Genomic DNA, 21872 nt, shown 5'->3' on the forward strand with positions numbered 1-21872 from the left:
GCTCACCCTCCCGCGTGGTAAAAGTCATAGATGGTGCGAGCGACCGCCTCGCTGACGCCGGGCGCGCGTTGCAAGTCCTGAAGCGAGGCGGCGCGTACTTTGCTGGCAGTGCCAAAATGCAGGAGGAGCGCGCGTTTACGGGCTGGACCAATGCCGGGGATCTCGTCCAAGGGTGATGCCGTAATCGCCTTGGACCGCTTCGCCCTGTGTGCGCCGATGACATAGCGGTGGACTTCATCGCGAAGGTTCTGAGCGTAGAACAGCACAGGTGAGTTGGTCGGCAGCATTTTCTCGCGCCCGTCTGGGAAATGGAACACCTCGCGCCCCTCGCGGCCATGATGCGGGCCTTTGGCGATACCGATCACGGGCAGGTCTTCGATGCCAAGCTCGCCCAGAACCTCCATCACGCTCGACAGATGCCCTTTGCCGCCATCGACCAGCACAAGGTCAGGCCAGATGCCTTCGCGCTCGCGGTCAGGGTCGTCCTTCATCGCGCGGGTAAAGCGGCGCTCCATCACCTCGCGCATCATTGCAAAGTCGTCATTGGTTTGCGCGGACTTGATGTTGAATTTGCGATATTGTGACTTTTCAAAGCCTTCGGGGGATGCAACCACCATAGCGCCAACCGCCTTTGCGCCTTGGATGTGGCTGTTGTCGTACACCTCGATCCTCTTGGGCGGCTCGCCCAGCTCCAAAAATTCGGCAAGCTCGCGCTGAACCTTGGCCTTGGTGCCACTTTCAGCAAGACGGCGCTCCAGCGCCTCAACCGCGTTACGTTCCGCCTGCGCCATGAGTTTGCGGCGATCACCGCGCTGGGGAATGGAGAGGACGACTTTCTTGTCTGCCAGCTCGGAAAGCGCAGCTTCGATCAATTCGGCTTCAGGTAAGTCGCGGTCGACGAGGACGGTGGGCGGCGGCGGCACTTCTTCGTAAAATTGCAGCATGACATTGGCCAGCACCTGAGCCTCTTCCACGTCCTTGATGTGGCTGGGGAAGAACGCGCGGTGCCCCCAATTCTGCCCACCTCTGATAAAGAACGACTGCACACACATTTGCCCGCCTTTGGACGCAATCGCGAAGACATCGGCATCGCCCACGGACTTCGCATTGATGGCCTGGGAGCCTTGGATAAAGGTCGCTGCTCGCAAACGGTCGCGCAGTATGGCGGCGGTTTCAAAATCCAAATCCTCGGCGGCCTTGGCCATCTGTTTTTCAAGATCAGCCTGAACCTTGCCCGATTTTCCCGCGAGGAAATCCTTCGCTTGAGCGACCAGCGCGGCGTAGTCCGCCTCGCTTATCCGCCCCACGCAAGGCGCAGAGCACCGCTTTATCTGATACAGCAAACATGGCCGGTCGCGATTGTTAAAAAAGCTGTCTGTGCAAGACCTTAGGAGGAACAGTTTCTCCAGCGCATTAAGCGTTGTGTTCACGCTGCCCGCACTGGCGAAGGGGCCGTAATAATTGCCCTTGGCCCGCCGCGCACCGCGATGTTTGTGGATGCGCGGGAAATCATGGTCTGCGCGAAGGAGGATGAAAGGAAAGCTCTTATCATCGCGCAACAACACATTGAAAGGCGGGCGATACCTTTTGATCAACTGCGCTTCGAGCAAAAGCGCCTCTGCCTCGGAATTGGTAGTGACAATCTCCATCGCGCGGCATTGCGAGACCATGCGCTGCAAGCGGTTCGTAAGCTGATTGACCTGCGTGTAATTGACGACCCGCGCCTTCAAACTGCGCGCTTTGCCCACGTAAAGAACATCGCCTCTGGCATCCAGCATCCGATAGACGCCAGGAATGGGCTTTAGCGTCGCGACAACCTCGCGAATGGCCGCAACACCGACTTCCAGATTGGGCGTCGCACGCGCAACCGTTGAGGCTGCGTTCGCCTCGTTAAAGCGCGCCGCACCATCGGGATTATGGGGGCTGCCCGTTCCATCTTTGATCGGCGCATTTGGCATGGGGCATAGATAGGATGCGCACCCGCCCATTGGCAATGCGCGGGCGACCCTCTATCGGCGACAAAATGAAGCATTATGACGCGATAATCCTTGGCGGCGGCGCAGCGGGCCTGATGTGCGCGGCGCAGGCTGGCAAACGGGGCCTTCGCGTGGCTGTGCTCGAAAAGGAGGAAAAACCGGGCAAGAAAATCCTGATTTCGGGCGGTGGCCGCTGCAATTTTACCAATGTGGATGCGGGGCCAGCCAATTACCTCTCGGACAATCCCCATTTCGCGAAATCCGCACTTGCACGTTACACGCCGCAGGAGTTTATCGAACTGGTCAATAGCTACGGTATCGCATGGCACGAAAAGACGCTGGGTCAGCTTTTCTGCGATGGGTCCGCCAAACAGATCGTACAGATGCTGCTCGATGAATGCGGGGATAGCGTCGACGTGCTGTGCGACGCCTTTGTTAGCGCGGTCGTGCATGAAGATGGGGCATTCGCGGTCGCGGCCTCGGGTCAGCAATTCACAGCCCCCAAGCTCGTAATTGCAACCGGCGGGCCATCGATCCCGAAGATGGGCGCAACCGGATTTGCCTATGATTTGGCGCGGCAATTTGGCCTCAAGGTGGTCGAGCCGCGCCCTGCCCTTGTTCCGCTAACGCTCGGCGGTGAAGATGTATTGTTTCGCGAGCTTTCCGGCGTCTCTGCCCCGGTGCGCGCGCATGCAGGCACCCAAAAGCGCCCCGGAAATTTTGGGATAAGCTTTGATGAAGCGGCGCTGTTCACGCACAAGGGGCTTTCCGGACCTGCGATCTTGCAAATCTCATCCTATTGGCGCCCGGGCGAAGAGGTTGGGATTACTTTCCTTCCTCAATCCGACGCCGACTGGCTGCTTGACCTCAAACGCGACCGGCCGCGCGCCGGGATTAAAACGGCCTTGCGCGAACATCTTCCAGACCGGCTTGCAGACGCCCTTGCTGAGAGGCTCGGCATCGAAAGCGAGCTCGGCAATGTATCGGACAAGGCGTTGAAATCGGCTGCAGAAAAACTTGCCGACTGGCGTTTTTCTCCCAACGGAACAGAGGGGTTCGCCAAGGCAGAAGTCACCATTGGCGGAATTTCGACCAGCGAACTCTCCAGCAAAACCATGGAGGCCAAGCGCGTGCCCGGCCTCTATGCCATTGGCGAAGCGGTGGACGTCACAGGCTGGCTTGGCGGATACAATTTCCAATGGGCCTGGGCTAGCGGGGTCGCGGCAGGGGAAAGCCTCTAGCTGTCTGGCTCGCCTGCAAACGCCTGGACAACCCACGCGCCAAATTGCGCCTCAAGCCCCACAATATCGGCCGCAAGTCCCAATTCTTCATGGTTTGCGCTGAGCCATGCTTCGAATGACCCATCCGCTTTCACCCCATTGGCGATCTTGGCAAAGACACGCTGATCCTTGGTTGTGTCCAACATAAAGTCGGCAAACAACCGTGCTTGAAGGTAGAATTCCGATGGGTCGCCCCGACTTTCCTTGAGAAATTGCTCGGCTTCCTCGCCTGACAGGACCAATGTCACATTGTCACCCGCCTTGCCGGAGCGTTCACGCAAAGCTTGAGCGGCGCGCAATGATGGGTGCTCCATCTCGAAAAACTCCGCCAGCGCGAAGGGATTGGCAGGCTCACCTTTTTCCAAGCGTTTGCGCGCATTTGCATAGCGTCCCTTGGTCAGATCGTCATTTTCATTGAGGACTGCGGCCAGCTCATCAATCCAGTCCGCAGCCGAGCTTCCGTAGCGTGTAATGCTGTTCGCCGGACGCGCATCCCCGTCATAGAATTCCTTGAACAAGATATGCCCCGCTTCATGCGCCAGAGCCCCCAATTCGAGAGCTGAGGGCGGATGCGGTGCGCCCGCATCCAGATCACCCAACTGAGCCAGAGCCTGCGCCAGAGCTCCTGCCCGCTGCTCCTCGCTCATGCCTTGGGTCTGCGCCCTGACCTGCCGTTCCACTGAGCTGCGGATCAAATCTGCTCTTGAGGTCTCAGTAATCCACGGGAGCGACAAAAACCCGCGTTCTTTCAGAAAGGCTGTGGCCTCAGCAGGCAAAGCCGGCGTGCTGAGAACTGCGACATTGTGGTTTGACGGGGCAAAATAGCGTTCAAAGTCGGTTACAGCCCCATCCAAAGTGAGGGCCAATTGTTCAGCCTGATCGGGCAGCGCCAAGGCAAGGCCGCGGCCTTCAGCGATGCAGACCCATTCGCTTTCAAACCATTCCATTTGCCGCGCCTCTTCGCACAAGTCGGTGGTTTGATTGTCCTTGCGTCTTTCTTCGCTTGCATGGGCAATTGTCGGCACCATGGCTGCGCCCGCTATCGCCGCGGCTATAAACACAGTGAAACGTTTGGTATCGGCTATAACGCGCACGATGGCTCTCCTCTTTCGATCCATCGCCTCTATCAATTACAGTTGTAGTCGTAAAGGTTTCATCTTGAGTTTATCGCGCAAGATGAGGGGATTGGCCTGGTGCAATGGCCTCGGGGCAAGGGAGTGGCAACCGCGCGCATCAGGCTGACGCAGGGGTCAACTTGTCACACTCAGGAAATGTGCGTACCCATATTGGATAAGGGGCTAGCAAAAGCTCTGTAACAATAGTTCAAACAGGAGAGACCTTTTGCAGCAATTGCAGGGTATGGATTCATCATTCGTGGCGATGGAATCGCCCAATTCACCCATGCACATCGGCAATTTGCTGATCTATAATCCTGCAACTGCGCCGGGCGGCTTTGTCCGTTTTAAAGATATCCTCGATTTTTTCCGCAGCCGTTTGCAGCTGTCAAAAACCATGCGGCAACGGCTGGTTCGGGTGCCGTTTGACCTTGATTATCCCTATTGGATTGAGGACCCGGATTTCGATCTCGAATATCACCTGCGCCATGTTGCTCTGCCAAAACCGGGTGATTGGCGGCAGCTGTGCATTCAAACCGCGCGTATTCATGCCCGCCCGCTGGACCTCAACCGTCCACCATGGGAATTCACGGTAGTCGAAGGGCTTGATAATGTGCCGGGCTACCCGCCGGGGTGCTTTGCCTTTGTGACCAAGGTTCACCATGCCGCAATCGACGGGATGAGCGGAATTGACTTGATGGAGGCAATCCACACCCTTGCCCCGCACGCGCCGCCGCCGAACAAGCCAGATGAATGGAAGCCGGAGAAAATACCGGGTCCGATGGAATTGCTGGGCAAGTCTTATATCAATGGTCTGATCAACCCGCTCAAACAGGCAAAGGTCGCAGCGCAAGCTGTGCCTGGCGTCGCCAATGCGATTAAGGGGCTGATCACCAGCGAGTTCAAGGTAACAAGCGATTATGTGCCGCCTCGCACCCGGTTTAACAAATCCATCTCGCCTCACCGCGTCGTTGAAGGGCAACGTTTTCCGCTCAAAGACATCAAGGCGATCCGCGCGCTGGCACCTGACCTCAAAACCAAGGTCAACGATGTCGCGCTCACCATAATCGGCGGGGCGCTGCATAAATACCTGACCGCAAAGAACGATCTTCCCAAGGCCACTATGACCGCCATGGCGCCGATATCGGTGCGCTCTTCGGACGAGAAGAGCGATATGGGCAACCAAGTGTCCGCCATGATTGCGCCTCTCGGCACGCATATCGCAGACCCGGCAGAGCGCCTTGCCTTCGTTTTTGGCCGCACCAGCAATTCCAAGGCGATGACAAACGCGATTGGGGCGCGCACCATGACCGAAGTGTCCAAGGTCAATCCGCTGCTTTACATGGCACTGGGCGCGCAATTGTTTGGCCGGATCAGCATCGCGCACAAGTTTGCCATGCCTTTCAACACTGTCGTGACCAATGTTCCTGGTCCGCCCATCCCGATCTATTCGGCGGGCGCAAAGCTGGAAAGCATGGCCTTGTCGCTGATCTGTCTAACCGATGGCTTGGGGCTTGCTCACGTGGTGCAATCCTATTGCGATGAAGCCTACATCAGCTTCACCGCTTGCCGCGATATTATGCCTGATCCCGAATTCTATTCGCAATGCCTCAAAGAGAGCTTTGAAGAGATGTTGGCAGCAGCCAAGGCTCTGGAGAATGCGCCGGCCCCTGAAAAGAAGCCGGTTGCCAAGAAGCCGGTTGCCAAAAAGCCAGCGGCTCCTAAATCGGTAGCCAAGAAAACAACAAACACTCGCAAAGCAGCCCCCACGAAGGCGGCTGCCAAAACCACTAACGCAACAAAAAAAGCAGTGGCCAGAAAGGGATCTGTGGCCAAACGCAAGCCGACCAAAGCATCGGCCTCGCGCATTGCTGAGGAGAGCAAATAATGGCCAGCCTACCCATCTTTCGCGACTTGCCGCCTATGCCCGGCAGCATTGTGGTTGACGATGAAAAATCGCGCCGCGATGTGCCTGTCGAACCTCGGGCGCCGCATCCGCTTCTGGCTCTTTCTGAGGGCCGCGCCGTGTTTGAATTTGGCGCGTTCTACGCGTCGCGCGCCTATCTTTCGACCTTGCCAAAGGGCGACGGCCACGCCGTTATGGCGCTCCCCGGCTTTATGGCTACGAACAATTCCACGGTTCCCATGCGCCGCCTTTTGAAAAGCCTTGGCTATGACGCGCATGGTTGGGATTCGGGCCGCAATGTGCGGGTAAACGAGGAGCTGGTTTCCAAGCTGGAAGACCAGATCGACCGTTTGTTTGAGGAAAGCGGGCGCAAAATCTCGCTTATCGGTTGGAGCCTTGGCGGGGTCCTTGCACGTGAACTTGCAAAGCTGCGCCCTGAGAAGGTTCGCCTTGTGATGAGCCTTGGTAGCCCGATCACCGATGACCGCTCACACACAAATGCCTCTCGTCTGTTTGAGTTTTTCAATGGCAGTGAGCCTGAAGAAATCCGCGATGGACAATTTCTCGGGCTCGATATTGCCCCGCCTGTGCCCACCACATCGGTGCTGACCAAGACGGACGGCGTCGTCCATTGGCGTGGCAGCGTACAGGACCCTGCCAAAGCAAGCGGCGCGCCAACGGAGAACATCCGCGTATTTGCAAGCCATTGCGGGCTTGGCGTCAATCCAAGTGTGATGATCGCAATTGCAGACCGTCTGGCTCAGACAGAAGGTAATTGGGCACCATTTGAAGCGCCGGTTTATCAAAGATGGATGTTCCCCAAGCTTGATAGCGTTTGGGGCTAGGCTCAGACCCCTAAAACAGTTTGCGAATATCTATCCCGATAAAGCGGCCAACCGGATCAATTAGAAACGGTTGGAAGTTTACCGGTGTATCGCCGTTTTCATCGACAACGCGCAACTGACCATCGAAGATGTTGTCTGCACGCAGCGAGACGCGCACGTTCTTCAGGATAGCGCTGTTACTGCCTGTGAGTTCGTCGATATTTCCAAAGATGCGAAGGTCGAAGGTCGCCAGATTATCAAAGAAGATCGCGCTCGATCCCGGAAGGCCGGAACCATCGAGCCTTGTAGAGCCGGTATAACGCCCCGAAACCCGCACACCGACACCCTTACCAAACAAACCCGCTTCCAGGCGCGAGGTGTGGCGCGGAAGTCCAAAAGCGCTGGTTGCCTGCCCATCAAGCTGATCAAGGGGCGCAAGCCCCGGCGCGATCAGGATCTCGTTATCAAGTTCAATCGTGTGATTGAGCGAGACGAAATAGCGAAAGCCTGAGAAATTGCCGCGAGCAAGCGGGTTGAACCCGCCTGCAGGAGGGCCACCGCTTGACGATGCGCCACTTGATGATCCGCTTTGCGCATCCGCTTCGCCTTCTGCATTGCAGAAGCGGCCTTTCAAGCCGGCGATCCGTTCAGAGGAAAGCTCCCCATCGTCACCGCGAAGACGGTCAATCATAAAGCCCGCCATATTCGGATCAAAGCCGGGGATGGTGTCAGAGACATCCTCGCCCCGCTCAATCCGGGCCACAAGGGCGCGCAATTTCGCTTCGCCATCATCGGCGCAGATCAGCGTGCGGAAAGCAGCAAAGCCTTCGCCCATCGGACCTGCTGGCGGACCACCGGGCGCGCCAGAGGGCCTTGCATTGTTTGCGTCAGTGCTGATGCCTGCTGGTGGGCCACGCATCGCTGACGGGTCCATACTGCAAATCTGCGTTCGCATCTCGGCCAGACGTTCGGGATCGATTTGACCATCCTCGCCCTTAAGCCGTTCGACCATGCCCACAAGGCGCGGCGAGCCGCCGCCCGGGATGATCGCGGACACGTCCTCACCATTGGCAATCGCAGTCGCAAGCCGGGTGAGCACTTCGAGGCCGTCATCGGCGCAAATCCGGGTCCGAAACTCCATAAAGGCCGCGCGCCGATCGCCTGCTGGGCCTGTTTTAGGTCCGGTTCCGCCGGGAGGCCCACCACTGGGCTGCCTGCCGCTTACTCCGGGAGGAGGACCGCCCCTACCACCACCGCTGCTGCCACCGGGCCGACCACCGCGTTCTCCGCCACCGATTGAGCCGCGCAGATTCAGGCTGAAATTAAGCCTGTCCGCGCGTGTTTCGGCAAATGTCACTTGGCGGCGATCAAGCGCGATCAAAGTGCCGCCTGCATCGCGTGTGATCCGGTCCGGGAATGCCGCCTCGATCTCGGGCGTGACCTGCGGAAAGCTGCTGACCACATTATCGGAGCGATTGCGGATGTATTCCACCTGAAAACGCGCGCCGGACCAAAAGGGAAGCTCCCAATTGGCGGCAAATTTCCAATCGCGCTGCGTTTCTGCGGGAAGAGCTGGATTACCGCCTGTCGTGACATCGGCGAGCACGGTTTCCCCGTTGACGAAATCAAACACGGGCAGATTAAAATTGACCACCTGCGGGTCGCCCAAAGCGCTCAACGATGGTGCGACTTCGCGGAAGATATAGGTCGCTGACAGATCAAGATTGTCGAACGGTGCCCATGTGAGGCCTGCGGTGTAATCACCAAGAAGGCCGAAGTCGGACAAATCTTCAAATCCGGCCTGCAAATTCAGAGTGAAGCTGCCCAGCGCGTCGGCAAACCCTTCGCGGCGGCTGGTTATTGGAATGCTCAAATTCGCGCCTGTCGAAAGGCTCCTGCGGGTGAGCTGCGCTGCGATAGTGCTGCGGGTGTCGGAACTTTCAATCCGGTCCCAATCGAGCCCCAGATCAAAGGTCGCAATCAATTCGCCGCCGGGCAAATTGGCCACAGGTCCGCGCAATGTGGTGAGCGAGCCGATGTCGATAGTTCTGCGGTTCGCCTGATCAAACCCGGTTTGAAGGCTTGTGGGGAGAGGCCCATCAATGGCGAGCGCGCCGGTCAGGGCTGCATCGGTCAATTCGCTTGTATCAAAAAGCTGATCAAACCGCGTTTCGCTCTCGCTAAGGTTAGCGTCAAACGTACTCGTCAAACGGAAAGCGTTGACGGGCGTGTTGACTGAACCAGAAGTAGACAAGGTATCCACCGCAATTGTCTGCTCAATCGGAGTTTCCTCTCCGAAAGTCCGAAGCGCGCTGTTACCGCTTGCATCGGTGAGAAGCACCGTATTGAGGCCTTGCAATGCGCGCGCGTCGTTTCTTTGGTAAAAGAGATTGGCAGACACCGCCGTGCCGCTGTCGAGGAAGGCTTTGGCCCAGCTGATATTGCCTTCGAGGTTCCGGCTGTCCGAGATCAGCGAACGGAATGCGGCCTGCGCCGGGTCGCCAACAACATTGGAAACAGAACCCTGCGTCTGGATAATATCGCGCTCATCCTCTGTCAGAAGCGAAGTGTCATTCGCCTCGAAATTAACGTTGATCCGCGCGCCATTGGTGATTTGCAGGAAGCCCAATTCTTGTTCGCGCGTATAATTCCCGCCGCGCGATGGGCCTTCGAATTCGAACTCCACTTCGGCATTGCGATAGTTGTCTTTAAGGATAAGGTTGATAACCCGGCGATCAGGCGGGAAGCCAAAGCGCTGCGCGACTTCTTCAGGAAATACCTCAACCTTCTCAAGTGCTTCGGGCGGGTATTGAAAAAGCTCACGAAATGAACCGGGCCGGATGCCGTTTACGAGGATTACGGGCTGCCCGCCGCCCCCTCGCCCGCGCGAAGAACCCGTCTGAGCGCTGATTTGGGCGACGAGATCGGCGATTGACCCAACCCCTTCAGCCGCGATCTCAGCCTCGCTAAGTTCAAGCAATGGAGCCTGCTCCACGTCAAGTGCCCCGCGAAGCCGCTGGCCGCGAACGACAATGCCGCCAGCGCCAAAGCCTGCCTCTTCTTCGTCGTCTTCAATCACGGGAGTGGGTGACGCAGAATCGGCTTCGTCGTCTTGGGCATAGACGGGCACTGTCATCAGCGCACAGACTGATGCACCCACCAAAAGCGAGGTGCGAGAAAATCGGGAGAGGTTCATTCTGGCCCTTTTGAGCTTGTGCCGCATCTTCACAAGGCAGCGAATTGTATCAGTTTGCATCAGCAAGAACGAAAGCCCCTACCAACCGGACGCACGGTGCGCTCAGCTGAACGCAATCGAGGGCAATAACGCACGAGGCTTCACTTTTGTTCTCAGCATCGCTAAACGGCGCGCCAGAGACGTTGAACGGCACATTTGACATCATGTTGAATGCGGCGCCTGACGCAGCGTTGAATACCATGCAGCAATAAGGCACCCACCGGGCTGCCACTGCACACAAGACAGGACACAGGACTTACATGGCCAAAGAAGAACTTCTCGAAATGCGCGGGCGCGTCGTCGAGCTGCTGCCCAATGCGATGTTCCGGGTAGAGCTTGAGAACGGCCACGAGGTGCTCGGTCACACAGCTGGCAAAATGCGCAAGAACCGCATCCGCGTTCTCGTGGGTGATGAGGTCCTTTGCGAGCTCACGCCTTATGATCTGACCAAAGCGCGCATCACCTATCGCTTTATGCCGGGCCGTGGTGGCCCCGGACCTCAGTGACGCACTCGATAATCTAGGGGGCCTTAGTTGGGCTCGCTTCATCTGACACTGGCATCAGCGTCGCCCCGGCGGCGAGACCTCTTGGCGCGTCTGGGAGTGACGCCTCATGCGGTGATGCCGGCTGATATTGATGAAAGCCCGCTTAAGGATGAACGCCCGCGTGATTATGCCCTTCGGATGGGCCGGGAAAAGGCGTTAGCGGTCGAGGCACCCGGCTTTGTGCTGGCTGGCGACACCGTGGTTGCGGCGGGGCGCAGAATTCTGCCAAAGACAGAAGAAGAGAGCGAGGCGCGCGATTGCCTCAAACTTCTTTCAGGGCGGCGCCATGTGGTTCTGACCAGCGTGGTCCTGCGCGCGAGCGATGGCACACACCGCGAGCGGCTCAACGAAAATGTAGTGCGCTTCAAAAACCTCTCAGCACAGGAAATCGAGGCTTACATCGCCAGCGATGAGTGGCGCGGGAAAGCCGGTGGCTATGCGATCCAAGGACAGGCAGAGGGCCTGATCCAGTGGATCAAAGGCAGCCATTCAGGCATCATGGGTCTGCCGCTTTACGAAACGCGCGCGCTGCTGAAATCTGCGGGATTTGCCGTTGCCTAGCCAAACGCCTGAGTGGTTGATCGAACACGGCATCGGCGAAAAACGCGCTCTTTTAATCGAGAACGGCGACATCCTTGCCGCGAAGATACAGTGGCCCGGTGAACTCACTGCGGGCCAGCAAACATTTGCAAAACTGACATCAAAGCCTGCGGGAAAACGCCGCGGCGTTGCAACCCTGGACAATGGCACGCAAGTTCTTGTAGATCATCTGCCAGCGCAAGCCAACGAGGGCGCGACAATCGCGATCCGCATCTCACGCGCACCGATCACAGAGCGAGGCCGTCTAAAACTGGCGCAAGCCAGATGCCTTGCTGTCGGAAATCGGATGGTCGATCAAGAGATGAACGCCGGCACCACCCAATTGGCCGATCCGTTTACGATAAGCGATGCGGTTCGCAGTTTCGAGGGCGGAGACTGGGAAGAGGTGTGGCACGCCGCTTCATCGGGCAACATCGCCTTTGCAGGCGGCGAAATCTTATGCGCGGTCACGCCCGGCATGACGGTAATCGACATCGACGGCACCGCGCCCCCGCGCGAGCTTGCGCTTGCCGCTGTCCCGGTTATCGCAAAGGCGCTGCGCTGGTTTGATCTGGGCGGTAACATCGGCATCGACTTTCCAAGCCTAGAGGCCAAATCGGATCGGCGCGCGGTCGATGAAGCGTTGGCCAAAGCGCTGGACGACTGGCCGCATGAACGCACCGCGATGAATGGGTTTGGCTTTGTCCAGATTGTTGCCCGGTTGGAAGGCCCCTCCCTGCTCCACCGCTTCGCCACATCGCGCACTGGCATGTGCGCCCGTTATGCGATGCGCGTCGCAGAACGCGCTGAGGGGATCGGGCCTGCCCTGCTTCTCACCGTGCACCCTGCCCTGAAAGCCAAGCTCAAGCCAGAATGGCTCAGCGAGCTTTCAGCGCGCAAAGGTTGCGAAGTGCGGATAGAAACCAATCCGGCCCTTGCCTTGGAAGCGCCGAGCGCACAAATCTTGAGCCAATGACTAAGACCCGCCCCAGCCGCCCATGCCCCATGTGTAGAAGGCCTCGCTCCGAGGAATTCACACCCTTTTGTTCGCAGCGCTGCAAAGACCGCGATCTCGCACAGTGGTTTGGCGATGGATATTCCCTTCCCGCCGAGCCTGTGGACCCGGAATCCATCGCGCAAACGGACTGGGACGGGCAAGAATAGGCAAAAGGCAGAGATTACTCTCATTTCCCTCTTGCCAAGTTCGGCAAGCCACGCCATAGCGCCGCTCTCATTTGCTCGCCGGGGTTGATAGTCAGCCTCGTCGCCGCAGCGAATGCCCGGGTAGCTCAGGGGTAGAGCAGCGGATTGAAAATCCGCGTGTCGGTGGTTCGATTCCGCCCCCGGGCACCATTCGCTGATGTAGGGGAATTCACGACGATGTCCCGCCGCTCCAAGTTATACGAAGGCAAGGCCAAGATCCTCTATGAGGGTCCTGAACCCGGCACGCTTATCCAATATTTCAAGGATGATGCGACCGCGTTCAATGCCGAGAAAAAGGGCACGATCAACGGCAAAGGCGTGATCAACAATCGCATTAGCGAGCATGTGTTCACACGGTTGTCGCACATCGGCATCCCCACCCACTTTATCCGTCGCCTCAACATGCGAGAGCAATTGGTGCGTCAGGTCGAAATCATCCCGATCGAAGTGGTGCTGCGCAATGTGGCTGCTGGCTCGATCTGCAAACGGCTTGGCCTCGAAGAAGGCGAACCGCTGCCTCACACCCTGATTGAATATTACTACAAAGACGATTCGCTCGGCGATCCTCTGATCGCGGAAGAGCACATCGCGTGCTTTAACTGGGCAAGCCCTGAGGAAATGCAGGACATTTCTTCGATGGCAATCAGGATCAATGATTTCCTGTGCGGTATGTTCGCAGCAATCGACATTCGCCTTGTGGACTTCAAACTTGAGTTTGGACGACTTTTCGACGGCGATTACAGCCGCGTGATCCTCGCTGACGAAATCAGCCCGGATGGGTGTCGGCTTTGGGACACGGTATCGGGCGAGAAGCTCGATAAGGACCGGTTCCGCCGCGATATGGGCGGCGAGGAAGAGGCATACCGCGAAGTCGCGCGCCGCCTTGGCCTGTTGCAAAACGAGGATACGGGACCTGGCGAGGTGCTGGACCTGTCCAGCCATCGTTCACGCCTTCGCGGCACGCCTCCCGTCAAGAAATAAGAGCTAACGGCGCGTTCATCGCGCGTCGTTTAACCTTCCCCCCTTGCAGATCAGGATTTGTGCTGGACGCTTTTGTCCAAGTGCCTATTCTTTGCCTTGGGGGGGTTTTGGCATGATTGCATTTTTGCGGATTTTGTTGGGCTTGGCAGCGCTTGGCATCGCCCTGCCCGACGCAGCCCAAGCGCAAAAGGTCGCTCTGGTCATCGCCAATTCTGACTATGATCACACCTCGCAGCTCGCCAATCCGCCCGCTGACAGCACACTGATCGCAGGCGCGCTTCGCCAGATCGGGTTCGACACCGTAGAGCTCGCTGAAAACCTCGATCAGCCAGATTTTATGAAAGCCTTGCGCGATTTTCGCGAGCTTGCCGATGGAGCGGATACAGCGCTCGTATACTACGCAGGCCACGGAGTTGAGAGCAAAGGGCGCAACTGGCTTGTCCCGACCAGCGCCACCTTGGCGGCAGAAAAAGACATGCCGTTCGAAGCGGTTGAATTGAACCGCGTGCTCGACACCCTCGAAGGCGCAAAACTGCGCATTGCGATCCTTGATGCGTGCAGGAACAATCCCTTCGCCAATCGTTGGGAGGGAGAAAGCCGCAATGTATCGCGCGGCCTCGCCCCGCTTGAAGTGGACGACATGCTGGTCATTTATGCAGCAGCCCCGGGCGCCTTTGCCTTTGACGGAGCGGACGGGAACTCACCCTTTGCCCTCGCTTTGGCCCGGCGCATTGTGCAGCCGGGTTTGCCTGTCCAATTGCTGGGCGGGATGGTGCGCGATGATGTTTTGCTGGCTACCGATGGAGAACAACGCCCCTTTATCTCTGCCTCCATGACCGGACAGCCGCTGTTTCTGGTCGATGGGCCTGACACGCAGATGGAATGGCTTGCCAGCCTCAATGCGGGCGTGGCCTCGCAGGAGCCCTCCAACCAGCTTGCCCTCGTCGATTTTGCCAGTGCAACAGACCGCATTGCCTCCAGCCGCGGCGTATCAGCACAAGATACCACGCTGCTTGATGAGAAAGTCTGGCTCGAAGCTCTCGCCCGCGACCGGGTTGAGGGATACCGCGCCTATCTGAAGCAATTCCCCGATGGCACATATGCAAGATTTGCGAGAGAAAACATCGAGCAATTACTCGATCCGACGGCTAACGGAGGGGAGCTTAATAGCGACAAGCCCTGGATCATCTCCTTGGGCGCGGCATTACCGGGGCGCTATGCGGTGGACCTTGGCGAACCCTTGCCGATCGACGGTGTTTGGCGTCTTTCCACCAATGACAAGCGGATGCGGATCGAGCGAGGCCGCGCGTTTGCGGTTGATGGATGGAATTACGCGCTGCTTTTCCGGGTCAACCCTGAACAAGTGACAATGACGGATTTGAGGCGCGAGAGCCCGGGCGTCTATCTTGGGCGCGACATCCTCTTGAATGGCGCTTCAAAGCTTACGCTGCGCGCAGATGGCAATCTCGGCGTCAGGATCGCAAGCTTCCCATTCCCGGTTGAGTTCGTGCTCATTCGCGAAGCGCTTGACGATCCAGCGATGTTGGACGAGGAGCTTCCCCAATGAGCCCCAATAGGGCTGTGCGTGGCGGTGGTCATTTCGTTCACCCAGAAACCACCTGACAACCGCGATTTACTGGCTAGATTGCGACGCCTGAGAGAGACCCGAGAGACAAGCCCGAGATGAGTTTAGGCCTTTGATGAATTTTGCAGCCCGCGTATTTGCCGCTGGTCTATTGTTGCTTTTGCCCGTCGCCCCTGTGTTTGCGCAAGATACGCAAGGCGAGGTCAGCGAAACCACGACAACAAAACACCTCTGGCCGTTTGAGGCGAGCGACATTCCGGTCGATCCGGGCTTTGTTTTTGGTCAGCTTGAAAACGGAATGCGCTATATTCTGCGCGAAAATGCAACGCCCGAAGGCACCGCTTTGGTGCGCATGCGGATTGGTTCTGGCTCGCTCGAAGAAACCGAAAGCGAACGCGGCCTTGCGCATTTCCTCGAACATATGGCGTTCAACGGATCGACCAATATTCCCGAGGGCGAAATGATCCCGTTGCTGGAACGCGAAGGTCTTGCCTTTGGCGCGGACACCAATGCAACCACCGGGTTTGAGGCGATCACTTATATGCTCGACCTCCCGCGCAATGATGAAGAGCTTCTAGGCACTGCCATGATGCTTATGCGCGAGACCGCGAGCGAGCTGACGATCGCGCCTGAGGCGGTGGAAAGAGAGCGCGGCGTCATCCTTGCCGAGCGGCGCGACAGGCGGGGATTTGCACAACGTGCGCGCGAGGACGGGTTTGAATTCATCTCGCCCGGTGCCCGTTATACCCAAAGGCTCCCTATTGGCACGCTTGAGGTGATTGAGAACGCCACGGCAGCAGATCTTCGCGGCCTGTATGAACGCACCTACACTCCTTCGAACACGGTAATGATCATCGTTGGAGACTTTCCCGTCTCCGTCATGGAACAGGCTATTCGCACGCGCTTCGCCGATTGGGCGCCTGCGCCTGCGCCGCCCGAGCCGGTGAGTGGTCCGGTCGACACAGCGCGCAAAGGGGCAAGCGATATCTTCATCGATCCCGCCTTGTCAGAAAGCGTGACGCTCACACAGCTTGGCCCCCATATTGACGAACCCGACACGCTTGCGCGGCGCAAGGCCTCGCTTTTGCGAGGGGTGGCTTATGGCGTCATCCGCAGGCGACTGGCCCGACTGGCGCGCTCATCAACCGCTCCGTTTCGGGGTGCGAGCTTCTCCCAAGGATCAATCTTTAAAGATGCGCGGACCAACACGCTCTCTATTGCAAGCGAAGACGGAAAGTGGCGCGAAGGCATGCTGGCAGCGGTTCAAAGTATACGCGAAGCCGCAACCTACGGGTTCACAAAAGCCGAGATCACAGAACAGTTATCCAACATCCGCACGACCCTTGAAAACCGAGCGGCGGGAAGCGACACACGGGCTAACAGTTTTTATGCGTCGGCTGCGATCAACTTGGTCTCCGATGAAAGCGTGCCGACAACTCCGGAATTTCAGCTCGCGTTCTTCAACGATTTGGAAGATGCAATCACACCCGGCGCTGTCCTTGCCGCTTTTCGCGATAGGTACATCCCATTGGGTGATCCGCTGATCCGGTTCCAAGGCAGGACCGCCCCTGAAGGCGGCGAAGAAGCGCTGCAAAGCGCCTTTGCACAAGCGATCGCCCTGCCCATTGCGCCCCCGCAAGAAGGCAGCGCAAAAGAGTTTGCCTACAGCGATTTTGGTGAACCGGGTACGGTTATCATTGATAAACGCGATGAGCGTCTGGGCTTTCGCACAATCACCTTTGCCAACAATGTGCGCCTCACCCTAAAACAGACCGACATTCGCGAAGACAGGGTCGCGTATAGACTGCTGCTGGATGGCGGCGCCTTGATGAATACGCGCGAAGATCCCTTGCGCACCTATCTCATCGGGTCGCTTTCTGCAGGCGGGCTTGGCGCGCATAGCCGCGATGAGTTGCAGACCATTTTGGCCGGACGAAGCGTTGGTTTTAGCGCGTCGAACACGGCCGACACGTTCAGCTTTACAGGAGCGACCACGCCGCGCGATCTTGCGCTGCAAATGCAATTGCTGACCGCGGCCCTCACCGATCCGGGGTACCGCGAAGAAGGCCTTCAGCAATTCAGGCGCGGCATCGACAATTTCTTCCAGACGCTCGATTCCACCCCGTTTCGCGCCCTTTCCAATGCATCAGGCGCAATCCTTTCCGACGGCGACCCCCGGTTCAGCCTTCAGACCCGCGATGAATTCTTCGCTCTGAATTACACAAAGCTGGATGAGGCGATTGGTGACAGGCTTGCATCAGGCGCGATTGAGCTGTCTTTGGTGGGCGATTTTGACGAGGAAGAGGCGATTGCGAGGGTTGCATCAACCCTTGGCGCATTGCCACCGCGTGAGCCTGAGTTTCGTCTCCGTAAAGACGCGCGCGAACGTGCCTTTACGTCCAATCGCACTCGCCACGTCCTCACTCATACTTGCGAACCCGATCAGGCTTTGCTGCGAATGGTTTGGCCCACTGATGATGACGCCGACTTTACCGAAGAATTGCGCATGTCCTTGCTCGCCCGGATGGTCCGCATCGAGCTAACCGACCGGCTTCGAGAAGAGTTGGGACAGGCATATTCGCCCAATGCGTCCAGCTCGATGAGCAAGATTTACCCCGGCTATGGCACGTTCACGCTGACGGCGTCGGTAGATGTGACAGAATTGGAAGCGGCGCGCGGTGCAATTGCCAAGCTTATCACGGACCTGCGCGAAGAACCTATTGATCCCGACCTTATCCAGCGCGCGCGCCAGCCTTTGCTGGAAGCTTATGACAATGCGTTAAAATCACTTGGTGGCTGGCTCCAGCTTGCCGACCGGGCGCAAAGCGAAAGCGACAGGTTGGAACGCTGGTTTAAAGGACCTGACACATTGCGCGCCATTACCGCTGATGATCTGAGCGAGGCTGCACGCAAATATCTATCGCCTGAAAGCGCGGTAGAATTTGTGGTCCTGCCCAAAGGGGAAAGCGACCAAGGCGTTTTGGCTGTACCCTCGTCATAAGCCAGAAAAAGGAAAGGCTGACAGGTCGCCTCCTGCCAGCCTACCCATTGGGAACATTACCCTTTGGAAGCTTCAGCGCTAGCGCAATGGCGAACGCATACCAAGCCCCAAATCCCAACAAGCCCACGGTTGAGACATGAGTTTGATCCAAAGCGATCTGTTTTGATCGTGGGTGATTGTGCAACTTCGCAAGATTGCACGTGCAGTTTGAGACGCTATAGGCGTGGGACAACAGATAACAATCGGCTGATCGGCCCCAATCCTTAGGACACAAAGCCCTATGAAAGTTCGCATCCTCGTTCGTCTTAAGCCTGGCGTGCTCGACCCGCAGGGACGCGCAGTGCACCATTCCCTCGATGGCCTTGGCTTTGAAGGCGTCGAAGATGTGCGCATTGGCCGGATGATCGAAATGGATGTGGCTGAGGGTACAACGGACGAAACACTCACCAAAATGTGCGAGCAGTTGCTGGCCAATATGGTGATTGAGGATTTCGCGATTGAACGCCTTGACGATGCGAAGGAGCCCGCCTGATGGGTTTCAAAGCAGGCGTAATCACCTTCCCGGGCTCCAATTGTGACCGCGATATGGCGGTGGCGCTTGAAGCGGTATCGGGAGAGCCAGCAATTCGAATTTGGCATGGCGATGCCGATCTACCTGACGGGCTCGATTTCATCGCATTGCCCGGCGGCTTTTCTTACGGTGATTACTTGCGCTCAGGCGCGATGGCAGCCCGCAGCCCAGTTCTGCGCGCGGTGGTAAGTGCCGCCAATCGCGGTGTTCCCGTGCTTGGCGTATGCAATGGTTTTCAGGTTCTGACGGAAAGCGGTCTTTTGCCCGGCGCCCTCATGCGTAATGCAGGCCAGACCTTCGTATGCAGAACAGTCGATCTGGAAGTCGTCAACACAACATCGATTTACACCAGCGGTTTTGAACAGGGCCAAAACTTGCGCATTCCGGTCGCGCATCACGATGGCAATTACTTCGCAGATGAAGCCACCCTCGACGCGCTTGAAGGCGATGGCCGTGTGGCGTTTCGTTATACAGACGACGTGAACGGATCACGCCGCAATATCGCAGGCGTATTGAGCGCCAATGGCCGCGTGCTTGGCATGATGCCGCACCCGGAACGTGCGATTGAACCTGCTTCGCACCCCTCGCTTGGCGGCGAAGATGGACGCGCTCTGTTTGAAAACGTGATCAACAGCCTGGTTGCCGCTTAAGCGCGTTTCATCCGGGTCCAGTTGTCGTCGAAAAGACGTTTCGCATCATCAGCCGGCATTGGGCGACCAAAATAATACCCTTGGATTTTATCGCACCCAAGGTTGCGGATAAGTTCGGCTTCTTCTGAGGTTTCGACGCCCTCTGCCGTGGTTGTCATATCAAGGCTTTTCGCCATCGCGACAACGGCATTGATAATCGCAAAACTTTCATTGCTGCCCTGCGAGGCGCCTTCGACAAAAGTGCGGTCAACCTTGATCGTTGAAAAGCGGAGCTTGCGCAAATAGCCAAGCGATGAATAGCCAGTCCCAAAGTCATCCAATGCGACCGAACAACCCAAAGCCATCGCTTGTTCAAGCGCATTTCGGGCAATGCTGGCATCGCGAAGGAAAATACTTTCCGTCACTTCGATCTCAAGGCGCTCAGGCCGAAGGCCACTGGCAGAAAGAGCATCGATCACTTCCTGATGGAAATTGGGCTCGAGCAATTGTTCCGGCGATACGTTTACGTTCACCTTTACATGCTCTGGCCATTTACGCGCTTCGAAACAGGCCTGGCGAAGAACCCATTTGCCAATCGGGACAATCAGGCGGGTATCTTCTGCAAGAGGGATGAATTTGCCCGGACTTACAAAGCCATGCTCTGAACTGTTCCAACGCACTAAGGCTTCAAAACTGACAATGCTTTCAGTGCGCGCATCAACCACTGGCTGATAGTGCAAGATAAATTCATCGCGGCCCAGCGCGTTGCGCAGCGACACCTCTAACTTTCGCCGTTCCTCTGCGAAGGCGTGCAAATTCGGCTCAAATCGGTAATGAGAGCCGCCGCCAGTATCCTTGGCCCGGTACAGCGCCAAGTCGGCATTGCGCATCAGTTCCTCGACCGTCTTGCCATCGCGTGGACCAATCGCAGAGCCAACGCTCGCTCCGACATACAGAGTGTGATTGTCGACCTGATACGGCTCTGAAAGGCTGGAGATCACCCGCTGAGCGAGGCTGCGCAGATAATTCAGATCGCTTGCATCCCGAATAACAACCGCAAACTCATCCCCGCCGAGCCGGCCAATAATGGCGTTGTCGCCCATGAGCGTTTGAAGCCGCGCAGAAACCTGTGCGAGCAGCTTGTCGCCGGTCATATGACCAAGACTATCGTTCACTGCCTTAAACCGGTCGAGATCGATCATCATCATCGCGCAGCGTGTGCGCCAATGGTGCGCATACTCAAGCGCATCACCCAGTGCCTCGGTCAGCATCAAACGGTTAGGCAGCGAGGTCAGCGTGTCATAGCGCGCAAGATACTCGATTTTCTCCGACGAATGGCGCTGCTCTGTGACATCAGAGCCAACGCCGCGAAAACCGGTAAACTTACCCCGTTCATCGCGAATGGGTGTGCCAGAAAGCTCCCACCAACGCTCAACGCCTTTAATCGAGACCTGCACAAATAAATTGGCGAAATTCTCGCGATTGCGCAGCTTCTCAGCCAGCTCATGTAGACTTCGCGGGAAATCACCGCTTTCCCATTTGTCGCCTGCGATAAGCGCCAAAAGCGGTTTGCCTTCGACTTCGGCATCTGATGAATTCAAGGCAAACGCAAAACGGGGGCTGACCGATTGGAGGCGTCGTCGGGTGTCGATTTCCCACAACCAGTCCGCTTCGTTTTCCTCAAATTCGCGCAACAGAAGCGATACCACTTCTTCTTTCTCTGCAATCACGCTTTCTGCGATACGGGCGCTCATATGCGATCTACCCACTTCAACTGCGCCCAACATGGTGCAGATCGTGAACAGTATGACACCGCCTGAGATCACCAAGTCGCCCATCAACGCGAAGGGCACCGCTGCCCCAATCCCATTAAGCACGGTAACAATCATCATGTTGAACGGTGTGGTCGTGTAGAAATAAACCCTTGCTGCCATGAGCAGAAGGACGATCACCATGATCGTAACCGCGCTCTCTTTGGGGCCATAGGGCGCAAACGCCACAAAGGGAACCAACCACAGCAACGCAGTCGCAATAGTGAGGCCCGAGTGAATACGGGACTTGGCCGCCTTCGCAGCCTTGCTGTGAATGTTCTTTGCGCTGCGGTCCATCCACATGCTGTACAACTGGGTGCCGACAAGCGCCGCGAACCATATTCCAAGCCCAACGGCGGAAATCAAACCGATGTATATCTGGACCACGAACAGTCCAACCAAGGCGTGCACGTAGGCACGGTGGAACGTCAGCCGGCCAAGGTCACGATCCTCCAACCCCCGCAACCGTGACCAGTCGCTTTGGCCTTTATCCGAAAAGCCAAGGACGGTGGAGGTGGGCATTTTTCGCGCAATTGATGGCGGTGGGAAGAGGTCGGGTGCGTTCACGCAGCCTTGGTTAATCGCCAAAGGTTATGACACGGTAAAGCCCGAAGCATTGCGTGCAGAAAAA

Annotated in this window: 16 protein-coding genes and 1 tRNA gene; 13 read left to right on the forward strand and 4 right to left on the reverse strand. The window is 57.3% G+C overall.

What is annotated here, in order from left to right:
• Positions 1–2: 2 nt before the first annotated feature.
• The gene (gene uvrC, locus EH31_RS06735) at positions 3–1958 is read right to left on the reverse strand and encodes an excinuclease ABC subunit UvrC (protein ID WP_034959316.1); all 1956 of its coding nucleotides are present in this window, start codon (positions 1956–1958) and stop codon (positions 3–5) included.
• 14 nt (positions 1959–1972) lie between these two features.
• Between uvrC and EH31_RS06740 the strand changes: the two genes are divergently transcribed.
• A complete protein-coding gene (locus tag EH31_RS06740) occupies positions 1973–3217 on the forward strand; it encodes a BaiN/RdsA family NAD(P)/FAD-dependent oxidoreductase (RefSeq protein WP_422110921.1) in 1245 nt (414 codons plus the stop codon).
• On the opposite strand, the gene EH31_RS06745 is transcribed toward EH31_RS06740, so the two are convergent.
• The gene (locus EH31_RS06745) at positions 3214–4350 is read right to left on the reverse strand and encodes a hypothetical protein (RefSeq protein ID WP_152553494.1); all 1137 of its coding nucleotides are present in this window, start codon (positions 4348–4350) and stop codon (positions 3214–3216) included. The genes EH31_RS06740 and EH31_RS06745 overlap by 4 nt on opposite strands.
• 265 nt (positions 4351–4615) lie before the next feature.
• Here EH31_RS06745 and EH31_RS06750 point away from each other — a divergent pair, with 265 nt between their 5' ends.
• Both EH31_RS06750 and EH31_RS06755 read left to right on the forward strand, forming a co-directional pair.
• Positions 4616–6259 (forward strand): WS/DGAT/MGAT family O-acyltransferase, encoded by a 1644-nt coding sequence (locus EH31_RS06750; RefSeq protein WP_051699035.1) that lies wholly within the window; start codon positions 4616–4618, stop codon positions 6257–6259.
• Entirely contained in the window at positions 6259–7122 is an 864-nt protein-coding gene (locus tag EH31_RS06755; protein WP_241765850.1) for an alpha/beta fold hydrolase, read from the forward strand. Before EH31_RS06750 ends, EH31_RS06755 begins: the two co-directional genes overlap by 1 nt.
• 10 nt (positions 7123–7132) lie before the next feature.
• Here EH31_RS06755 and EH31_RS06760 read toward each other — a convergent pair whose 3' ends face one another.
• Positions 7133–10297: a TonB-dependent receptor gene (locus EH31_RS06760; protein WP_034959317.1), complete on the reverse strand. Its 3165-nt coding sequence runs from the start codon at positions 10295–10297 to the stop codon at positions 7133–7135.
• Between the two features lie 299 nt (positions 10298–10596).
• Between EH31_RS06760 and infA the strand changes: the two genes are divergently transcribed.
• The 10 genes from infA to purQ all read left to right on the forward strand — a co-directional run bounded on the left by infA (position 10597) and on the right by purQ (position 19451).
• Positions 10597–10842 (forward strand): translation initiation factor IF-1, encoded by a 246-nt coding sequence (gene infA / locus EH31_RS06770; RefSeq protein ID WP_007163491.1) that lies wholly within the window; start codon positions 10597–10599, stop codon positions 10840–10842.
• 96 nt (positions 10843–10938) lie between these two features.
• On the forward strand, positions 10939–11442 hold the full coding sequence (locus EH31_RS06775; protein ID WP_338390474.1) for a Maf family protein: 504 nt from the start codon (positions 10939–10941) through the stop codon (positions 11440–11442).
• A complete protein-coding gene (locus EH31_RS06780; protein WP_241765851.1) occupies positions 11429–12436 on the forward strand; it encodes an Rne/Rng family ribonuclease in 1008 nt (335 codons plus the stop codon). The genes EH31_RS06775 and EH31_RS06780 overlap by 14 nt, the downstream gene beginning before the upstream one ends.
• Before the next feature lie 29 nt (positions 12437–12465).
• On the forward strand, positions 12466–12624 hold the full coding sequence (gene yacG, locus EH31_RS17205) for a DNA gyrase inhibitor YacG (protein WP_338390475.1): 159 nt from the start codon (positions 12466–12468) through the stop codon (positions 12622–12624).
• A 114-nt stretch (positions 12625–12738) separates the two neighbouring features.
• Positions 12739–12813 (forward strand) — tRNA-Phe (locus EH31_RS06785).
• A gap of 27 nt (positions 12814–12840) precedes the next feature.
• Positions 12841–13644 carry a phosphoribosylaminoimidazolesuccinocarboxamide synthase gene (gene purC / locus EH31_RS06790; RefSeq protein WP_034959323.1) on the forward strand — a complete coding sequence of 268 codons (804 nt, stop codon included), beginning with the start codon at positions 12841–12843 and terminating at the stop codon, positions 13642–13644.
• 112 nt (positions 13645–13756) lie between these two features.
• Positions 13757–15211 (forward strand): caspase family protein, encoded by a 1455-nt coding sequence (locus EH31_RS16830; protein WP_051699036.1) that lies wholly within the window; start codon positions 13757–13759, stop codon positions 15209–15211.
• 133 nt (positions 15212–15344) lie between these two features.
• Complete coding sequence (locus EH31_RS06800) at positions 15345–18230, forward strand: M16 family metallopeptidase (RefSeq protein ID WP_034959324.1); 2886 nt, start codon at positions 15345–15347, stop codon at positions 18228–18230.
• A 280-nt stretch (positions 18231–18510) separates the two neighbouring features.
• Positions 18511–18762 carry a phosphoribosylformylglycinamidine synthase subunit PurS gene (gene purS / locus EH31_RS06805; protein ID WP_034959325.1) on the forward strand — a complete coding sequence of 84 codons (252 nt, stop codon included), beginning with the start codon at positions 18511–18513 and terminating at the stop codon, positions 18760–18762.
• Positions 18762–19451, forward strand: coding sequence for a phosphoribosylformylglycinamidine synthase subunit PurQ (gene purQ / locus EH31_RS06810; protein WP_034959326.1), 690 nt, complete (start codon positions 18762–18764; stop codon positions 19449–19451). Before purS ends, purQ begins: the two co-directional genes overlap by 1 nt.
• On the opposite strand, the gene EH31_RS06815 is transcribed toward purQ, so the two are convergent.
• The gene (locus tag EH31_RS06815; RefSeq protein WP_051699037.1) at positions 19448–21763 is read right to left on the reverse strand and encodes a putative bifunctional diguanylate cyclase/phosphodiesterase; all 2316 of its coding nucleotides are present in this window, start codon (positions 21761–21763) and stop codon (positions 19448–19450) included. The two genes, purQ and EH31_RS06815, sit on opposite strands and share 4 nt — an antisense overlap.
• Between the last annotated feature and the right edge of the window lie 109 nt (positions 21764–21872).

The organism is Erythrobacter longus, assembly GCF_000715015.1.
In the GTDB taxonomy this organism is placed as follows: Bacteria; Pseudomonadota; Alphaproteobacteria; order Sphingomonadales; family Sphingomonadaceae; genus Erythrobacter; species Erythrobacter longus.